Genomic DNA, 16,698 nt, shown 5'->3' with positions numbered 1-16,698 from the left:
CATCTAGGATTGAATTTATGGAAAGCCCCGTCAGCTCAACAATCAAGCTTTCAGCCCTCTGTATTGCTATTGCCAGCGCGTTTAGCAGCACTGTAACTGCAGAAGAGAACACATCGCACTTTGATGAAGTCGTGGTGTGGGGAACGAGAGTATCAAGCAACACTGAATCGATCATTGCCGATGACATGTCACTCAAGCAAGCTGACCATATGTCAGATCTGCTGCGTGAAATCCCTGGTGTTGATGTTGGGGGAACGCACTCGGTCAACCAACGAATTACTATTCGTGGCTTGAGTGAAACTGACTTAGATATTCGACTGGATGGTGCTTCTCAACACGCAAATATGTTTCACCATATCGGTAACTTAACCCTAAACCCAGACATATTGAAGTCGGCGGATATTCAAGTGGGTAATAACTCGGTGACGCAAAATGGGTTAGGTGGCTCAGTACTGTTTGAAACCAAAGATGCCAAAGACCTGCTTCGTTATGACGAGAGTTTTGGCGCTCGTGTTTATGGCGGCTACGCAACCAACGCAAGCCAGCAAGGTTCACTCACTGTGTATGGTTTGTTGTCAGATAACGTCGATGCCATGCTTTACAGTCACTACATGAGTCGTGATAACTTCGAAGACGGCGCCGGTAATGAAACCTTTGGGTCAGAAGGCGATGTTTACAACATTCTCGGTAAGATCGGTTTTGAGCCAAGTGACTTACACCGCTTTGAACTCTCTTATGATCTGTATCGTGATAGTGGTGATTACAGCCCACGTCCAGATATGTCAGGTGGTGCTAACGAAGGCTTGTCTAGCGACATCCTGATTCCAACTGATTATGACCGTGACACTATTACGGCAAGTTATGAGCTACGTGGCGAAAGTCATCAAGGTAACGTCACTCTGTACAACACAGAGACCGAGATTCAGCGTGATGAAAGTGTTATGGCACCGCGTTGGCCATCGAACCGCTTATCTCACAATACGGCGAAAAACCAAAACTTTGGCCTGAATGCTAAGTTCCAATCGGACTATCGCCTGATGTCGTTTGATAATATCGCGACTTATGGCTTTGACTACATGGACAAGTCATCGAGCAGCTATTACGGCAGCAGTAAGTTTATGGATGAGTCAGCAATTTCTACCGCACTTTTTGTTGAAGACCAGTTCTACTTTACTCAAGCCTTTTCGATCACTGCAGGTGTTCGTTTTGATGATTACCAGCGTAAAGCCGAAACAGGAAACGATGACTTTGACGACGTAACATGGTCGTTGGCAACGCAATGGGACGTGACCCAAGATTGGATGCTGTTCGCGAGCACCCGTTCGCTGTTCAAAGGACCCGAGTTGATGGAGACCTTTATTGCTTACCAAGACGCAGCGTTCTTAGCTGACGACATTAAGGCTGAAACAGGGCAGAACACCCAAGGTGGTGTGCGCTTCGATAAACGTTTAGATAATCACTTTATTGGCGCAAACCTAACTGTATTCCAAACCAATATTGATGATTACATTACCGAAGAGTATCAACCCGCAAACCAGAGTTACTTGATTTACAACTTAGGTGATGTCGAGATAAAGGGTTTTGAGGCGAGCTTGTCTTATGGTTACGAGATGTTTAACAGCAAGCTTTCTTATGCTCGTTCAGATACTAAAAACAAAGACACAGGCGGCGCTGTCGCGGGTGGCAATGGACGCAGTATTGATATGGGCGACAGCATCACGCTAACACTGGACTATCAATCTGAAGCGTTGGAAACGATTTTCGGTTGGAATTCAATGTTTGTTAAAGACGAAGACAATGTATTCGATGGTCAGCCGATCAAAGAAAGCTATGACGTTCATAATCTGTATGCTCAGTGGGTGCCATCAAATGTGGATGGATTGTCTGTCACCTTTGGTATCGATAACGTGTTTGATGAGCAATACACCTCACACGCGTCTCGTTCGGGCACGGCTAGAGGATTTACCTTGGATGACTATGAACCAGGTCGTAACTACAAGCTTTCCGCTGCGTATCAGTTCTAGAGAAGGTTCTAGTTCTCAGGGTTGGTTAGCGCAATAAACTGGCGGTCGTAGGGATCCGCAAAGTTTATTGACCAAAACTGAAGCTATTCCTTTAAGTCAGTCGTTTAAGCATTCATTTAAGTCATTCTTTTAAGTGATTACTTTTAGTGATTACTTTTAATGATTACTTTAGGTGGCTAGTGAAAAGAAAAGCGCCTTTCGAGCTCTTGAGCAAGAAAGGCGCTTTTGCCTTGTTCGTTATTGTGGGAGTCATTCAATAGGCAAAGACAGCACACCGCCATTGAGTTCGACTTGTTTTAGCCATTCGGTTGGAATTCCACCATCTTCTTCGTAGAAACACGCCGCTAATACCGCGCCAATAACAATCGCACGCCCGCAGCTGTCACCGCCACATAAGATATTGTCTCGAATACCTTGCTTATAGCTCTGAGCACCCGCAATGATGCGAATCAGCATGGGAAATGCGGCACTCAGTTCACAATGCAATCCGAACTTCTTCGCGGCATCTGTAATCGAAAGCTCAGGTTCAGCCAATGCTTCATCGATTTGATCGTGTATAAATCTGCTGCAGGTTTGTCGCACCATTTCTACCGACTGCAAGGGCGAGTTGCCTTGAATTGCCGCTTGAACCAATAGGGTGATGGCTTGCGCCCACTCCACTGCTTTGTCGTTATTGTTAGTGACTCGCACCGCACTCTCTACCATGGCTGGCAAAGTGTGAGAGGTGTAAGTACACGCCACCAATGGGATGATCTTCGAGACTGCGGGAAGTTGCGTATCGTCTGCGCCACAGGCAGTAATCGGGGCGTCCTCTAGTTCTAATTGATGGATGTTCAGCAAACTCATGCGCGTCGCTTTATCAATGTAGCCTTGCCAACTGCCGCCAAAATCAAACCAGAAGCGGAAATGTTGAATATAGTTCGCTTCATCGTATTTTTGGTTGTCGACTAAGCTGTCGACCATCGCCAATAACTGAGCACCATATTGCGATTGCTCACCTGCGGTTTTACCTTGGTGCGCAAAGTAGCCTTTGTCTTGATAATCGAACCGATTCGGTGAGCGAAATTCAGGCTCAAAACCAGCCACGTGTAAGATCCTCTCTTGGTCATACAGCCAGTGCAGCCCCATTGAAGCAGCGTCTCCAACCAATGCGCCAACAACGGCGTAAAAAGCTCTTTCTTTATGATTGTCCATGTTGAGTGATGTCCTTGAGAAGAATCAACGTAGTTCGATACGTTAAGTATAGTGATTAGGCGAGCATTTTGCTGTGTTTCTAAGAAGAAATATGAAGGGATAAATCCTGATTGTTCAATAGCTTAAACCAATCAGGTGAAATTGATAAGGGCGATGAATAGTCTGGTGAATTCGTATTTTTGATTGGTGGTGTTATTGATGGTTGAGATAGGCACTAGAGCGCTGCTCAATCACTTTGAAAAGACGTGAAAGCGCAAAGCACAAAGCAAAATATACGAAGCCAACAATGAGCCAGATCTCAAAGATCAAACCTGAAGAGTTTGCCATCTCAGTACCAACAAACGTCATCTCTTGGATAGAAATCAGAGACACAATCGACGTGTCTTTAACCAAAGATATTGCTTGGCCAGCCAATGGCGGTGTAATGGCCGTTAATACTTGCGGGCCGACTACAAATCGATACTTAGACAATGCAGACAGACCGAGTGAATCGGCCGCTTCCCATTGGCCTTTAGGAATACCTTCTAAGCCAGCTCTAATTACTTCAGCAATATAAGCAGAAGAGAGCAAGCCAATACAGATAACACCAGACGCCAAGTTTTCCCAAAGGTTAGCTGGGCCGAACAGGAAATCTTGAACTGCATTAATCTCGCCGTTGTGTTCACGTAAAATGCTTTCTAAACCAAGCAATGGGATCAGCTGGTTAGAAACAAAGAAGTAAAAGATAAAGACAAACACCAGCGGCGGAATATTACGAACCAACTGAATGAAAATCAGTGCCGGTGTTTTGAAGAAAGCGATCTTTGAGTGTCTTGCCACACCTAACAATGTGCCAAAAGAGAGTGCTAACACCATACTCCATAAACTTAAGCGCAGCGTTGCGATCAAGCCTTGGAAAAAATAGGGAATACTGCCTTGAGAAGGCGGAATAAAAATCAGGGTAAACGCATCTTCCCAGCGCCATTGGTAGTTAATACCAACAGCAGAGCGATAATAAAGCCAGCCTGCAAACACACACATGACAGCGAGTAACACGCCATCCAAAAGGTTAAGGCGTTGATACCAAGGCTTCATATGAACGTTGGGCTTAGGTGTTGTCAATGCGCTAGTACTACTCACGTCATTCCTGTTTAAACAATAATAATTAGTAGGCTGTTTTGTTGAGTTTTAAATCATCAATAAAGCGAATCAAGTTGCCGAATCGAGGCAGTGCAGACAACGCACTGCCTCGATTCACCAGCAAAAGTTCTGATTACTGACCTTGAGCAATCTGGTCTTGCCAATCTAGAGTAGAGAACCAGTACTCGTAACGCTCTTTCAACCAACCGTCTTCAGTACGTGCTTTGATCCATTCGTTGAAGAATTCTGCCTTGTCAGTTTCACCTAGGCGAACTGCAAATGCTTCGTTACCTTTTGATAGACGCTCTTCAAATGGAATAAATAGCGTGTCTGCATTTTTGATCGTTTCGTGTTCTGGTTTCGGGCTAGACGCGATAACCGCGTGTGCGTTGCCGTTCAACACTTCTTGGAATGCTTGAGCATCGTCATCGAACTGTAGAACTTTCGCTTTAGGGAAGGTTTCACGAGCGACTTGAACTGTGAATGCTCCCCGACGTGCTGCAATTTTTACACGGCGAGAGTCAAAATCAGAGATCTGAGTAAAACCTTCCGCTAGCTCTTTATTAGCCGCCAGTTGAACGCCAGAGTGCGAGTAAGGTTCAGTGAACAATACGCTTTTAGCACGAGCTTCAGTGATAGACATACCGCCGATGATCACATCAAACTTCTTCGATAATAGAGAAGGGATAATACCGTCCCATGCCGTAGGTACAAATTCGACTTTCCAACCAGAATCTTCGGCAAGGCGTTTCGCCACGTCGATTTCAAAGCCAACGAGATCGCCTTGTTTGTTACGCATCGCCCAAGGAACAAATGTCGACATACCAACGCGCAGTGAGCCACGTTCGTTGATTTTATCGAGGTTAGGCGTTTCAGAAGCAAGTGCAGGCAAACTTACGGCAAGCGCAAGTAGGGCTGTAATCGCGGTTTTAAATAGCTTCATGCTGATAAATCCTTATTGTGTTCGCCAGTTAGCCCCGAGCTTATGCTCAAGCCAAGCAGCAACGGCAGAAAGTGAAAGTGTAAGAGCAAGATAAATGATCGCCACAGAGAACCAAATCTCGAATGGCATCGCGGTTTCAGAAACGATGTTTCTGGCTTCAGTCGTCAGGTCAAAAATAGCCATGACACTCACAATTGAAGAGTTTTTAATAAGAGAGATCACTTCATTGGTCAAAGGTGGCAAGGTGCGTTGCACCACCTGAGGAAGAATCACATCCCAGTAAGTATAGGTCTTTGATAAGCCCAAGGATTGAGCTGCTTCAAATTGTCCTCTCGCAATACCATTTAAACCGGCACGAAATATCTCGGCGGTATAAGCGCCTTGGAAAAGTGCCAAGGCTAAAACGGCAGTGCTAAAGCGATCGAGCCCTAATACGGGGCCAAATACAAAATAGAGCAAATAAATTTGTACTAATAACGGCGTGTTACGAATCAACTCAACATAGCTGGTGGCTAAGGTGCGTCCAACCACAGAATTTGAGTTTCTCAACAGCGCTGTCGTTAAACCAATGACCAGCGTAGCAACCAAAGAAATCAAAGAGATATTGATGGTAACCAGCAGCCCTTCAACTAATTCTGCAGGCCACCATTCACCATCTTCATAGAAAGCAATATAGTCCGGCACACGCTCCCATTGCCAGCTGTATCCCATGGTTTGTGCACCAGAGTCGAGAATCCAAACAACAGCAGCCACCAGTACAACAATCTGTACCAAAGCAGATAGGGCGGGTTTAATAATTCGAATCAACATCAATAAGTCAGGATCTGATTTAGGAACGCTTGAGTACGTTCATGTTGAGGGTTTTCAAAGAGCGCTTGTGGCGTATTCGATTCCACAATTTGTCCTTCATCCATGAAGATAACGCGGTCGGCCACTTGTTTCGCAAAGCCCATTTCGTGTGTCACACACACCATGGTGATACCTTCGCTCGCCAGTTCAACCATCACGTCGAGCACTTCGTTGATCATCTCCGGATCAAGCGCTGAAGTCGGTTCATCAAAAAGCAGTAATTCAGGCTTCATGCACAGCGAACGGGCGATAGCTACACGTTGTTGCTGACCGCCAGAAAGTTGCACTGGGTATTTGTTGGCTTGTTCAGCGATGTGTACGCGCTCGAGATAGTGCATTGCAATCTTCTCAGCTTCTCGTTTGCTTTTTTTCAGCGTACGAATCGGCGACAGAGTTAGGTTTTCAAGCACGGTAAGATGGGGGAATAAATGAAAATGCTGAAACACCATTCCGACTTGGCCAGGTGTGTTAAATTTACTCGGAAGTACTTGTTCTAACACGCAAAGCTCGCCACTTTCGAAAGGTTCTAGCTGATTGATACAACGGATTAAGGTTGATTTACCCGAACCTGATGGCCCGCAAATCACCACTATCTCTCCTTGTTCAATATTTAAATCGATATCCTTTAGGGCATGAAAATCACCATACCACTTGTTAAGTGACTTAAACTTAACCATTTCCTTGAGATTGTTCAAATCGTTGTTCATACCTAGTAAAGAGACAGGTTTACCTTACCAATATAGAAATCTGAATGCACATAAAATTAAGGACTTATGAGAATTTAATAGCATCTTGTAGGGCAAATTAAAAAGCAGCGCCCAAAATGAACGCTGCTTTGTTTGTACGAAAGAAATAAGTAATGGGTTCAGTCAGATGTAAAAAATCATCTTTGTGTGACCATTGCCTTTGCTTTCTCTCTACTTTAGCAATTCTTAGTGAATAGCAGACTCTAAAATCTCACGCGTTTTCTCTGGCGTGATTGCTTGGTTTTCGCCAAGTTGCAGGTAACCGTGTGATTCAAGTTGAGCAACAACGTTGTCGATTGCTGCCGCTTTCGTTGCTTCGTAACCGTCGAACATGGTTGGAACGTCTAGGCTGTGGTAGAAGGCTTCGATTGCCGCGATTGTACGCTCGGCTAAATCAGCACCCGCTTCTAGGTCAAATACGTTGCGACCCATTTGCTCTAGCTTGCCACGCTTCGCTTCGATTTGATTACGAAGTAGTGAAGGTTGAACAATCGCAAGAGAACGTGCGTGGTCTACGTGCCATAGTGCTGTGAACTCATGGCCAATCATGTGTGTTGCCCAATCTTGAGGAACACCCGTACCAATCAGGCCGTTAAGCGCTTGGTTTGCAGTCCACATTAGGTTTGCACGCCATGCGTCGTTGTCACGCTCGTCGTATTGCTTACCCAGTACAAGTAGGTTCTTAAGCAGTGTTTCTGCGTAACCGTCTTGAACCATCGCGTCTGTTGGCATTGTGATGTATTGCTCACATACGTGAACCCATGCATCAACTAGACCGTTGATCAGTTGGCGCTCTGGCAGAGACTTCATTACGTCTGGGTCCATAACCGCAAATTTAGGCTGTACCGCAGGGTTCATGAATGCCAGTTTCTCTTGAGTCTCTTTACGAGTGATTACCGCACCCATGTTAGATTCAGAACCTGTCGCAGGAAGTGTCAGTATTGCACCAATAGGAGTTGCTTCAGTTACTTGGTGTTTGCCCGCTAGGATATCCCAACCGTCGCCGTCGTATTTAGCCGCTGCAGCAACGTATTTAGAACCGTCGATTACCGAACCACCGCCCACAGCGATAATGAATTCTACGTTTTCTTCTTTAACAAGAGCGACGGCTTTATCTAGCGTCTCTTTCGTTGGGTTAGCTTCAACACCTGCGAACTCAATCCAAGCGTGATCCTTTAGAGAAGCTACAACTTGGTCGTAAACACCGTTGCTTTTGATTGAACCGCCACCGTAGATGACTAGCACTTTCTTAGAAGTATCAACCGCTTGGCTGATAGCGTTGATTTGGCCTTGGCCGAAGTGGATAACTGTAGGGTTAACATAAGTGAATTGCATTAGAGATTCCTTGTGTAAAGCTAAATTTGTTATTTTGGTTTATTGCTCAATTTCTATATTTGCATATTAGTACAGTCATTCGGGGTAATGAAGGGCTGTTTCTCCAAATAAATTGCCTATTTCTACAAAATTGATATTCTTCCTCTGCTTTAGCTTACATACTCTTAGCACTTGGAATGGAAAGTCGCCACTTATGAAAGAACTCGCGCAGTTATTACAGTCTTACGTTGAACACAAAGGTTGGGATGATCTTGAAGGGATCAGAGAAACAGAAATTGACGGCGTGTGGTTATATAGAAGCAGCGGCGGCAATCAGCGCCAGCCTTTTACTTACCAATCTGGCATCATAATGCTGGGGCAAGGTAAAAAGAACATCTATATTGGCGAACGCCCAGTCACTTACGCAGCTGGTGATTACCTTGTAGTAGGTGTGCCAATGCCGTTGGAGTGTGAGGCCTTGCCTGTTAATGGTGAACCATTGCTTGGTTTATCTATCAACATTGACTCTCAACGCCTGCACAGCTTGGTAAAAAAGTTAGAAGACCAAGGCTTTCTTGAGAGCTACTGCAATAAGCACAAACAGAATTCTAGCGGCTTAGAGTCCACGCCGATGGAAGAGCAAATGCTAGAAAGTTTTACTCGATTGGTGAAAATGCTGCATTGCGACATCGAAGCCAACATATTGGGTGATGCCATGGTCAGCGAAATTGTCTACCGTGCCTTAACCGGTTCAGAAGGGCGAGTGCTGTTTGATTTGGCTCATCATGACGGCCATTACGCACGTGTCGCTAAAGCACTATCTAAAGTGCATGAAGAGTACGACCAAACTATTACTGTTCAATCGCTTGCCGACGAAGCCAACATGAGTGTGTCTGCCTTCCACAATGCGTTTCGTAATGTCACTTTTGAATCACCGCTTCAATATTTGAAGAAGGTCAGGCTTAACAAAGCCAAAGAACTGATTCAACTAGAAGGTCTACGAATTAGCGATGCTGCACGCCGAGTCGGCTACTCCAGTCCATCTCAATTCAGCCGCGAATTTAAGCGCCACTTCAATACTACTCCAAGAGCGGTTTAGTTCTTCTAAATTACAATTAAACTGGAGTTCAGATGAGAGGTATTATTGTCTTACTACAAGCTTTTGTATCCACATTGGTTTTTGCTGACTCAATTGCGTTTTCACAATACCAAGTCGATATTCCGCCTTCTTGGGTATCAGAATATCAGTCAAATGATAAGAGTATTCAAATCTACAGTTCTCCTAACGGCCTGAATAGGCTCAGTATCTCGACAGAGTATTATTCAATACCTTTGGGATCAAGAGAGCAGCTATTGTCGCTATCAAGTTCGTTATATGAGTTATTGAGCAATGATGCAGATGTTTCTACCACTTTTGTAAGAAATGATGGATTTACGGAGTTAAAGTACCAGTTTCAGAATACAAGTAGCCCTTTTACATCTATCAGGCTTCTATCAACTAAAAAGACTAACGCAGTATTTTATCTTGAGTCGGTTGATTCGAACGAGTCTTTGAGGGACTTAGATGAAGTAATACTGAACTCAATCGAAATTCTTCCTTAGAATGAGCAACATAAACTATGGTTATGGTGTCAATAATTAAACCTTGGCGCCGTTTTTATATCACATAACCTCACTTTTACTATTTAGTATAGGTTTACGAGGCAATCCTAAACCTCTCACTTGTTTAAATATATGAGTAAATGTATCTAATTATAGGCATTGTCAGTTTGTTGGTATTGGATTTTTGAATATATTATTAACCGGATTTATGTGTAATGAGTCCGGTGAAATAATTAATTAAATAGCCTAAGAGTTTATGCACGGTATAGGGGAGAAACTCACTAATTCAGCTAGTAACGAAGTTTTAGTGTGAACAACCTATCAAATATTATCTAAATTTCGGGAATTACTCACCGTATTCTCAGAGAGAGTATTCAGGATTATTGAATAGACTTAAAATTAAAGAGAATTTAGCAGTTGATAAAGCCTAGTATGACGGATAATTAGTCGTTTGATGACTAATTATTCTGTAACTTGCTGATTTATAGTCAACTGAGAGTCTGATGGATATCACGTTTACCCTAAAATAATTCACTTAACATGGCGCTACTTTAATCATTCTTTCCAATACGATTGTTAAATATAAATACGTATGCCTATATTATTAAAAGGATAATTCCGATGAGTAGCGATATCATTAAAATTTCAAGAAATACTGAAAACGCACCAATTAATTCTGTATCTACACAAACGGTCGCTTTTTCTCATTATAATAACTTTTCTGCTCAACTTCCGATTGACCCTAAAACGGGTGAGATAGTCATCGGTGATATTAAAGACCAAGTAACGCAATGCTTAAATAATATTAAAGCGATTGTTGAAAGCATCAACCATGTTATGGATGATGTCGTGAAGATTAATGTTTTCGTTAAGAATATTTCTGATATCGATGCTATTGATGAAGTTTACAAAAGCTTCTTTAACAACAGCCTTCCGACACGTACAGTCGTGGGTGTCGCTGCGTTGCCGAACAGTGACGCTTTAGTTCAAATGGATGCTCTTATTTCAAACGGCGAAGGCACTAAACCACAAGCACCTTGCGCATTAGTTAAGGTATCAAGAAATACGGATAATGCGCCTCAAAGTGCTGTGTCCACGCAGACTGCGGCTTTTTCTCACTATAACAATCTTTCAGCTCAGTTACCGATAGATGTAACCACAGGTGAGTTGGTTGATGGTGGTATCGAAGCGCAAACGGTCCAATGTCTATCAAACATTAAAGCTATTTTAGAAAGCATCGGACATTTCATGAATGATGTGGTTAAAACGACTATCTACGTAAAAAATATCGCAGATGCGGAAGTGGTAAATGAAGTATGTGCTAAATTCTTCCCAAGCTACGTTCCTGCTCGTACCGTTGTTAACGCAGCTGAATTACCAATGGGTGCTTTAATTCAAATTGATACATCCGTTTCACATGGCGACGGTACACCGCCGCAATTACCAGAAGACACTCGCTTACTGGTTATTGAAACCAATAATACTGTTTCAGCACCATTCATGCCTTATTCGCATACTGTTGCTTTCTCTCACTACAATCATATTTCAGGACAATTACCTTTAGATCCGAAAACAAATGAAATTGTTGCTGGTGGGGCAAAAGAACAAGCTGAGCAATGTTTAAAAAATATTAAGGCGATAATTGAAAGCGTTGACCATAGCATGGACGATACGGTGAAAATTAATATTCAACTTAAGGATATTTCAGATATTGATGCGGTAAACGAAATCTACACCACATTCTTTAATGCTGAGCTGCCTGCAAGAACGGTAGTCGGGGTTTCAGAAATTCCAATGAATGCTTTAGTGCAAATTGATGCTGTCGTTTCTAACTGTGAAGGTACACCTCCACAAGACGTCGTTGCTTAAATTAATTGCACCTTTCTCGATAATAGCGATCAGATCCCAGCTTTAGCTCTTAAACATTGAGTCGAAACATAAGCCGGCGGTCTGATCTGCTAACTCACCACAGATACTGCCAATCCCAAGCCTCGCTACACAACTTATTCGAAGCAATATAACCAAGCTTCGACCCGACATATGGTGATTATTAAGTCGAAGTGTTTTAATATGAAAAACAGACGCTTAACGTAAGAAAGAAAACCAGCTTATGCAATTTCGAGCCATTTTACTGCTATGCCTTACCCTAATAGGGTGTTCGTCCAATCAAGAGTTGGTTCCCGACCCAACAACCATCACGCTATTTTATGGTGATACATCCATCTCTGCAGGTGTTTTAGAGGATAAAACATTTAATTCGGTGCTAGCCAATAGAAAAGAGAGTGTTACTTTCTCGGGCGCAATATCAAAGCAAGACTCAGGCTACTTTGTCGATATGTTAGTGATTCGAGAAACAAAAGAGCCACGTTCAACACGACAGCTGAACACCTCGCTTCTAATGAAACCGGGAGAGTTAGTAGATGTTGGCGGTGTGAATAACGATGTCTTCAGAGTCATTATTGAATAGTCGTTATAAGGCGATAGGTGAGGGAAAGGTTATGCAGCAGAACATTATCACAGAACGATTAATCTTAAGGCCATTTAGGTTGAGTGATAGCAAGCGCGTCGCTGAACTAGCGGGTGAGAAAGTGATTGCGGATATGACGGCAGCGATCCCTCATCCATACAAAACCAATATGGCGATCGAATGGATTAACACGCACGAGTCTTTCTTTAATGAAGGAAAGGGTGTGATTTATGCGATAACTCTTAAAGGTAACGATGAGATCATTGGTGCGGTTAGCTTTCCTAGTTTAGTCGATGGTGTTGGTATTCTTGGCTATTGGCTTGGTGTTCCGTTTTGGGGACAGGGTATCGCGTATGAAGCTTCTTCTGCGCTAGTGGAACATAGTAAAGCTCATTTGGGATTAACAGGGCTGGAAGTGATGCACTTGTCTGAAAATAAACGCTCAGAGTCAGTTATCTGCAAGCTCGGCGTCGAATTCGTCGAGAAACAGATACGCAAAATTCATGGCGAAGATCGTGAGTTGTGTGTGTACCGATCTCAGCTCTAGTCTTCTTGTCTGTCACTTAAACTTCTAGACTAATGAACATTAGAAGGTCTTGCGAAATAAAGTGTTCAATTAATTTGAATTTTCACTTTACCTCAACCTAACTTCAAGTCTTAAGCTTCTCTTACTGATTAAGAAGGAGCTTATTATGCAAAATAACTACGTAAAAGAACTCGCTGTTAAAACTTATCAAGAAGATCTTCAGAAAGAGTACGTAAAATCTAAAGCTCGCCCATTTCATGCCCCAAGTTTTATCAGTGGAGTGTTATTGTCAGTTTTGCTGGTTGGGTTGTTTTAGTAAACAGACTCGTGGAATGTTTGATCCACTGCCAACTCTCTCTACTCCAACTTGCTTGTGCTTAAATGGTTACGGCACAATCGCTTATGTAGAGTTGTGACGCTAACGTCGATAAGAAGTGAAGTATGGCAAGTCCAAGAGTGTTAAAGGTACAGATTACTGACATTACCTGTGGCAAGAATGTCACGATCATCGAACCAAGCAACGTTTATGGCTGTGAGCTTAAAGATGATGTGTTCGTTGGCCCTTTTGTTGAGATTCAAAAGAACACCGTGATAGGCGAGAGAAGTAAGATTCAATCTCACACCTTTATTTGCGAGTATGTGACTATCGGAAGTGACTGCTTTGTTGGGCACGGGGTGATGTTTGCCAATGACTTGTTCAAAGATGGCAAACCAGATCCAAACCCAGACAGTTGGGGACGTACCGTTATCGAAAATAACGTTACCATCGGTTCTAATGCGACAGTGTTGCCTGTCAGTGTTTGCGAAGGGGTGGTAATCGGCGCGGGCAGTGTGGTGACAAAAGACATCACTGAGAAAGGTATTTATGCAGGCAACCCTGCTAAGAAGTTAAGAGACTTACTTTAGATTCATAAGACAAGCTGAGCTGTATGAATCATAAGGTGCGGCTTTTTAGATAAGCGACAGAGTATTGATTATGGATGTATTTTTACACGTACTTCACCCAAGCGATGTTAGTGCTTTATTGGAATTTGAAATCGAAAACAGAGAATGGTTTGAGCAATTTGTTCCAGCTCGGGAAGACCGTTTCTATTCTAATACGGGTGTTGTCGAGCAAATCACAAGCTTTCTAACAGAGTATGACAATGGAGAGATGATTCCTATGTTGGTCAAAGACGCTAATGGCACTATTTGTGGGCGAATCAATGTTCGTGATATCGACCAGAACGCTGGAAGTGGAGAACTAGGTTATCGAGTAGGTCATTCCTTTGGTTCTAAGGGTATTGCGTCTAACGCGGTGAGGAAGTTACTTATCTACTTGGCCGAGCACTCATCCCTTAAATATGTTGATGCCTATGCGTTAGTGGGTAATGTCGGCTCAAATAAAATATTATCCAATACAGGATTTGATTTAGTTGAACGCGTTGAAAGTTACGCCGTGTTCAAAGGGAAGGCTCAAGATGCTCATTATTATCGCAAAGCGTTATCTGTGTAACTGAATACTTTCAATGTTAACTCATCTTATAGTAAGGAAAGATTATGTTTATTGTTTCTCTTGAATACCAAGTGCCTTTGGAAGAAGTAGATCGCTTCATTCCAGAACATGTTGAGTTTTTAAACAAGCAGTATGAACTCGGGCACTTTCAGTTGTCGGGTCGTAAGAACCCTCGAACTGGTGGTGTTATTTTATCCACGCTTAGTAACAGGGAACAGTTAGACATGATTTTGACCGAGGATCCCTTTCTACGAGAGAATATCGCTAAGTATGAAGTAATCGAGATATTGCCGACCAAGGCGTCTCAAGAGTTCGAGTTTTTGTTATAGAGTGCATTTATTCTACGAAGTTAATTAATATCTTAACTTGTTATTTTAATTAAACTTTATTATCTAGATTATCGCCTTATATATTAGAAGCTGGCAGCGTCCTTCTAGCCAGCTTCGAGCCTTTTTATTTTCAGGTTTAAGGTTACTTCTAGTTTCGGCCACTTATAGATTTACGGTTACTTCTGAGATTTGTTACGTTCGATTACGCTAATCGCGATCGCCAAAAATAGAATATCTTTCACTAGGAAGAAGTTAGTGACTAAGATGCCATCCGATACTTTCCAAGCGTTTGGCGTTGTAATTAGGAAGCTGAGTGTCACAACAAAGATAGCCGCTGCCGCAATGCCTGAGTAGAAAGCAATTGTCGGTTTCTTAAATCCAACGATCAATCCAATCGCGACGATGATCTCTGCACCACCCACCATGTTAGACACAGCTTGTACCGAGAACAGATTGTAAAGCCAGTTCATTGCTGGGTGGTTTGCGATTAGCGGTTCTATAAGCATCGCTTCAGTTGGTGTAAATTTGTAAATACCAATCCAAGCTAACACTAATGCTACGCCAATCACGCCTAGGTTGTATCCGACATTACTCTGTTTTAAATCATAGGTTTGAACATGCATAAAAGTACTCCATTTAATAAAATCCCTGAATATGACCGCACTAGTGCAAAATTAATTTCGCTATGAGAGTATTAGTTTTCTGTATGAATCATAATGCTTGGCAACTTTTGGTGTTCTCTATGCTAATGATTTGTGTAAAGAAAAAGAAACTAGAGCTTTTAATGAGAGCTTTAGATGACAGAATAAGGAGATAGGTTATCAAAGCGCTTATATATGATGTATTTGGTGGGGAGTCAGCGAAAGGTAACCCTTGTGGGGTCGTAGAACTTGGCCAATGGTTAGCCGACTCGGAATTACTGGAAGTAACGCATCAACTCACACTGCCAATCACAGCTTTCGTCGTGAAATCAGGGAATGCTTTCGATATTCGTTGGTTTGCCTTAGATGGTGAGATAAACCTTTGTGGTCACGGAAGTTTGGCTGCAGGCACTAGTTTGATCGAAAAGTATAAGTTCAATGAGGTTACCCTAAATAGTGATTATGGACAGGTCGTGATTTCTAGAAAGGAAGGCTTGTCTCAAATAGAGCTGCCAAGCTGGAAGGGTAAACCTTACTCGCAGTTACACGATGTTTCTATTGATTTGGCGGCTTTAAATCAATCTGTTGTCGAAGCTTTTTCTACAAGAGATTTAGTGCTGATTTTGGAATCAGAGGAAGCCGTAAAGAATTTTTCGCCTGACTTTGAATTGTATAAAAAAATTAAAGATCTGCATGCAGTGATGGTGACAGCCAAAAGCTCAGATGACAGTTATGTTCTGCGCTATTTTGCTCCGAAAATCGGTATTTCGGAGGATTTAGCAACAGGTTCGGCACAATGTTCACTGGCTCCATATTGGTTTGATAAGCTAGGGAAAGACAAGCTTTCAGTTCGTCAGCTTTCAAGCTCTGGTGGTTGTTTTGAAGTTGAGAGGAAGACAGACTCTTCAATTGTGGTGTCGGCACGAGTTGAATGCCGTCCATAAGAGAATGGTGATCTCACTGGAGAGGCAGAGCTTTCTAATTTATGTTTTCAATATTAGGAATTTGGATTAGATTACGTTGACGTAAATCCCTAATTATAAGAAGAGAATTGACCGTGAAAATCCATAGAATTAACCCGACCAAACGTTGGTCAGATGTAACTGTATTTAATGGCATCGCAAGTTTTGTTGAGGTACCAGAGACGGATACAACGGCAGGAATTAAGAGTCAGGTTCAGCAAATTTTTGATCAAGCTGAAGAAATGATGAGCTTGGTAGACAGTGACAAATCTCGCGTATTGTCGGTAACGATTTACCTAACAGATTTTGCTAACTTTGATGCATTGAATGAAGTGTGGGACTCGTGGTTCCCTGAGGGCAGCGCGCCAAGCCGTGCATGTGTAAAAGCTGAACTGGCCAACCCAGAACTATTGGTTGAGATGTCGTTTATGGTTGCTGCAGGTGAAAAATTCCAGTAATTGAAGATACTGGTACCAACAACCTTATA

19 protein-coding genes are annotated in these 16,698 nt (G+C 42.7%); 12 read left to right on the top strand and 7 right to left on the bottom strand.

The genetic code is table 11. From position 1 onward, the window contains the following. Nucleotides 1-17 precede the first annotated feature (17 nt). On the top strand, nucleotides 18-2,024 hold the full coding sequence (locus L3V36_RS08355; protein ID WP_208775305.1) for a TonB-dependent siderophore receptor: 2,007 nt from the start codon (nucleotides 18-20) through the stop codon (nucleotides 2,022-2,024). Nucleotides 2,025-2,273: 249 nt separating this feature from the next. Here the strand turns inward: L3V36_RS08355 and L3V36_RS08350 are convergent, their stop codons facing one another. The 6 genes from L3V36_RS08350 to L3V36_RS08325 form a co-directional block, all read right to left on the bottom strand. Continuing rightward, on the bottom strand, nucleotides 2,274-3,218 hold the full coding sequence (locus L3V36_RS08350) for an ADP-ribosylglycohydrolase family protein (protein ID WP_102512046.1): 945 nt from the start codon (nucleotides 3,216-3,218) through the stop codon (nucleotides 2,274-2,276). Nucleotides 3,219-3,410: 192 nt separating this feature from the next. Next, nucleotides 3,411-4,337 carry an amino acid ABC transporter permease gene (locus tag L3V36_RS08345; RefSeq protein ID WP_017081503.1) on the bottom strand — a complete coding sequence of 309 codons (927 nt, stop codon included), beginning with the start codon at nucleotides 4,335-4,337 and terminating at the stop codon, nucleotides 3,411-3,413. 133 nt (nucleotides 4,338-4,470) lie between these two features. After that, nucleotides 4,471-5,280 carry a transporter substrate-binding domain-containing protein gene (locus L3V36_RS08340; protein WP_012600468.1) on the bottom strand — a complete coding sequence of 270 codons (810 nt, stop codon included), beginning with the start codon at nucleotides 5,278-5,280 and terminating at the stop codon, nucleotides 4,471-4,473. Between the two features lie 12 nt (nucleotides 5,281-5,292). Beyond that, nucleotides 5,293-6,090 carry an amino acid ABC transporter permease gene (locus L3V36_RS08335; RefSeq protein WP_017072207.1) on the bottom strand — a complete coding sequence of 266 codons (798 nt, stop codon included), beginning with the start codon at nucleotides 6,088-6,090 and terminating at the stop codon, nucleotides 5,293-5,295. Further along, a complete protein-coding gene (locus tag L3V36_RS08330; RefSeq protein WP_017078274.1) occupies nucleotides 6,090-6,836 on the bottom strand; it encodes an amino acid ABC transporter ATP-binding protein in 747 nt (248 codons plus the stop codon). Before L3V36_RS08330 ends, L3V36_RS08335 begins: the two co-directional genes overlap by 1 nt. A gap of 225 nt (nucleotides 6,837-7,061) precedes the next feature. Next, nucleotides 7,062-8,210: an iron-containing alcohol dehydrogenase gene (locus tag L3V36_RS08325; RefSeq protein WP_208775307.1), complete on the bottom strand. Its 1,149-nt coding sequence runs from the start codon at nucleotides 8,208-8,210 to the stop codon at nucleotides 7,062-7,064. 193 nt (nucleotides 8,211-8,403) lie between these two features. Here L3V36_RS08325 and L3V36_RS08320 point away from each other — a divergent pair, with 193 nt between their 5' ends. From L3V36_RS08320 to L3V36_RS08280, 9 genes are all read left to right on the top strand, one after another. Then, nucleotides 8,404-9,288, top strand: a complete 885-nt coding sequence (locus L3V36_RS08320; protein ID WP_017108095.1) for an AraC family transcriptional regulator — start codon at nucleotides 8,404-8,406, stop codon at nucleotides 9,286-9,288. A 32-nt stretch (nucleotides 9,289-9,320) separates the two neighbouring features. Then, the gene (locus tag L3V36_RS08315) at nucleotides 9,321-9,791 is read left to right on the top strand and encodes a hypothetical protein (RefSeq protein WP_151408439.1); all 471 of its coding nucleotides are present in this window, start codon (nucleotides 9,321-9,323) and stop codon (nucleotides 9,789-9,791) included. 621 nt (nucleotides 9,792-10,412) lie between these two features. Beyond that, complete coding sequence (locus L3V36_RS08310) at nucleotides 10,413-11,660, top strand: RidA family protein (RefSeq protein ID WP_208775308.1); 1,248 nt, start codon at nucleotides 10,413-10,415, stop codon at nucleotides 11,658-11,660. A gap of 241 nt (nucleotides 11,661-11,901) precedes the next feature. After that, the gene (locus tag L3V36_RS08305; protein WP_208775310.1) at nucleotides 11,902-12,258 is read left to right on the top strand and encodes a hypothetical protein; all 357 of its coding nucleotides are present in this window, start codon (nucleotides 11,902-11,904) and stop codon (nucleotides 12,256-12,258) included. Between the two features lie 31 nt (nucleotides 12,259-12,289). Then, a complete protein-coding gene (locus L3V36_RS08300; protein ID WP_017081515.1) occupies nucleotides 12,290-12,805 on the top strand; it encodes a GNAT family N-acetyltransferase in 516 nt (171 codons plus the stop codon). Between the two features lie 145 nt (nucleotides 12,806-12,950). After that, nucleotides 12,951-13,100, top strand: a complete 150-nt coding sequence (locus L3V36_RS08295; protein WP_004731446.1) for a hypothetical protein — start codon at nucleotides 12,951-12,953, stop codon at nucleotides 13,098-13,100. A gap of 125 nt (nucleotides 13,101-13,225) precedes the next feature. Continuing rightward, the gene (locus L3V36_RS08290; RefSeq protein WP_208775313.1) at nucleotides 13,226-13,690 is read left to right on the top strand and encodes an acyltransferase; all 465 of its coding nucleotides are present in this window, start codon (nucleotides 13,226-13,228) and stop codon (nucleotides 13,688-13,690) included. 70 nt (nucleotides 13,691-13,760) lie between these two features. Beyond that, nucleotides 13,761-14,279, top strand: a complete 519-nt coding sequence (locus tag L3V36_RS08285) for a GNAT family N-acetyltransferase (protein WP_208775315.1) — start codon at nucleotides 13,761-13,763, stop codon at nucleotides 14,277-14,279. A gap of 44 nt (nucleotides 14,280-14,323) precedes the next feature. Then, nucleotides 14,324-14,608, top strand: coding sequence for a YciI family protein (locus L3V36_RS08280; protein ID WP_065682785.1), 285 nt, complete (start codon nucleotides 14,324-14,326; stop codon nucleotides 14,606-14,608). A gap of 176 nt (nucleotides 14,609-14,784) precedes the next feature. Here L3V36_RS08280 and L3V36_RS08275 read toward each other — a convergent pair whose 3' ends face one another. Further along, the gene (locus tag L3V36_RS08275; protein ID WP_102495030.1) at nucleotides 14,785-15,231 is read right to left on the bottom strand and encodes a DUF417 family protein; all 447 of its coding nucleotides are present in this window, start codon (nucleotides 15,229-15,231) and stop codon (nucleotides 14,785-14,787) included. Nucleotides 15,232-15,428: 197 nt separating this feature from the next. On the opposite strand from L3V36_RS08275, the gene L3V36_RS08270 reads away from it, so the two are divergent. Further along, nucleotides 15,429-16,193, top strand: a complete 765-nt coding sequence (locus L3V36_RS08270) for a PhzF family phenazine biosynthesis protein (protein ID WP_208775347.1) — start codon at nucleotides 15,429-15,431, stop codon at nucleotides 16,191-16,193. Nucleotides 16,194-16,306: 113 nt separating this feature from the next. Beyond that, the gene (locus L3V36_RS08265; RefSeq protein ID WP_102462811.1) at nucleotides 16,307-16,669 is read left to right on the top strand and encodes a RidA family protein; all 363 of its coding nucleotides are present in this window, start codon (nucleotides 16,307-16,309) and stop codon (nucleotides 16,667-16,669) included. Nucleotides 16,670-16,698: the final 29 nt, after the last annotated feature.

The organism is Vibrio sp. G-C-1 (genome assembly GCF_021728015.1).
GTDB classification, from domain to species: domain Bacteria; phylum Pseudomonadota; class Gammaproteobacteria; order Enterobacterales; family Vibrionaceae; genus Vibrio; species Vibrio splendidus.
This window is presented reverse-complemented; position numbering and strand designations above follow the sequence as displayed.

What these genes read in the sequence shown, in the direction of transcription:
- L3V36_RS08310 (WP_208775308.1), top strand. Translation starts at nt 10,413, where the DNA reads ATGAGTAGCGATATCATTAAAATTTCAAGAAATACTGAAAACGCACCA.
- L3V36_RS08340 (WP_012600468.1), bottom strand. Translation starts at nt 5,280, where the DNA reads ATGAAGCTATTTAAAACCGCGATTACAGCCCTACTTGCGCTTGCCGTA.
- L3V36_RS08295 (WP_004731446.1), top strand. Translation starts at nt 12,951, where the DNA reads ATGCAAAATAACTACGTAAAAGAACTCGCTGTTAAAACTTATCAAGAA.
- L3V36_RS08335 (WP_017072207.1), bottom strand. Translation starts at nt 6,090, where the DNA reads ATGTTGATTCGAATTATTAAACCCGCCCTATCTGCTTTGGTACAGATT.
- L3V36_RS08300 (WP_017081515.1), top strand. Translation starts at nt 12,290, where the DNA reads ATGCAGCAGAACATTATCACAGAACGATTAATCTTAAGGCCATTTAGG.
- L3V36_RS08305 (WP_208775310.1), top strand. Translation starts at nt 11,902, where the DNA reads ATGCAATTTCGAGCCATTTTACTGCTATGCCTTACCCTAATAGGGTGT.
- L3V36_RS08315 (WP_151408439.1), top strand. Translation starts at nt 9,321, where the DNA reads ATGAGAGGTATTATTGTCTTACTACAAGCTTTTGTATCCACATTGGTT.
- L3V36_RS08280 (WP_065682785.1), top strand. Translation starts at nt 14,324, where the DNA reads ATGTTTATTGTTTCTCTTGAATACCAAGTGCCTTTGGAAGAAGTAGAT.
- L3V36_RS08330 (WP_017078274.1), bottom strand. Translation starts at nt 6,836, where the DNA reads ATGAACAACGATTTGAACAATCTCAAGGAAATGGTTAAGTTTAAGTCA.
- L3V36_RS08285 (WP_208775315.1), top strand. Translation starts at nt 13,761, where the DNA reads ATGGATGTATTTTTACACGTACTTCACCCAAGCGATGTTAGTGCTTTA.
- L3V36_RS08275 (WP_102495030.1), bottom strand. Translation starts at nt 15,231, where the DNA reads ATGCATGTTCAAACCTATGATTTAAAACAGAGTAATGTCGGATACAAC.
- L3V36_RS08355 (WP_208775305.1), top strand. Translation starts at nt 18, where the DNA reads ATGGAAAGCCCCGTCAGCTCAACAATCAAGCTTTCAGCCCTCTGTATT.
- L3V36_RS08350 (WP_102512046.1), bottom strand. Translation starts at nt 3,218, where the DNA reads ATGGACAATCATAAAGAAAGAGCTTTTTACGCCGTTGTTGGCGCATTG.
- L3V36_RS08320 (WP_017108095.1), top strand. Translation starts at nt 8,404, where the DNA reads ATGAAAGAACTCGCGCAGTTATTACAGTCTTACGTTGAACACAAAGGT.
- L3V36_RS08290 (WP_208775313.1), top strand. Translation starts at nt 13,226, where the DNA reads ATGGCAAGTCCAAGAGTGTTAAAGGTACAGATTACTGACATTACCTGT.
- L3V36_RS08325 (WP_208775307.1), bottom strand. Translation starts at nt 8,210, where the DNA reads ATGCAATTCACTTATGTTAACCCTACAGTTATCCACTTCGGCCAAGGC.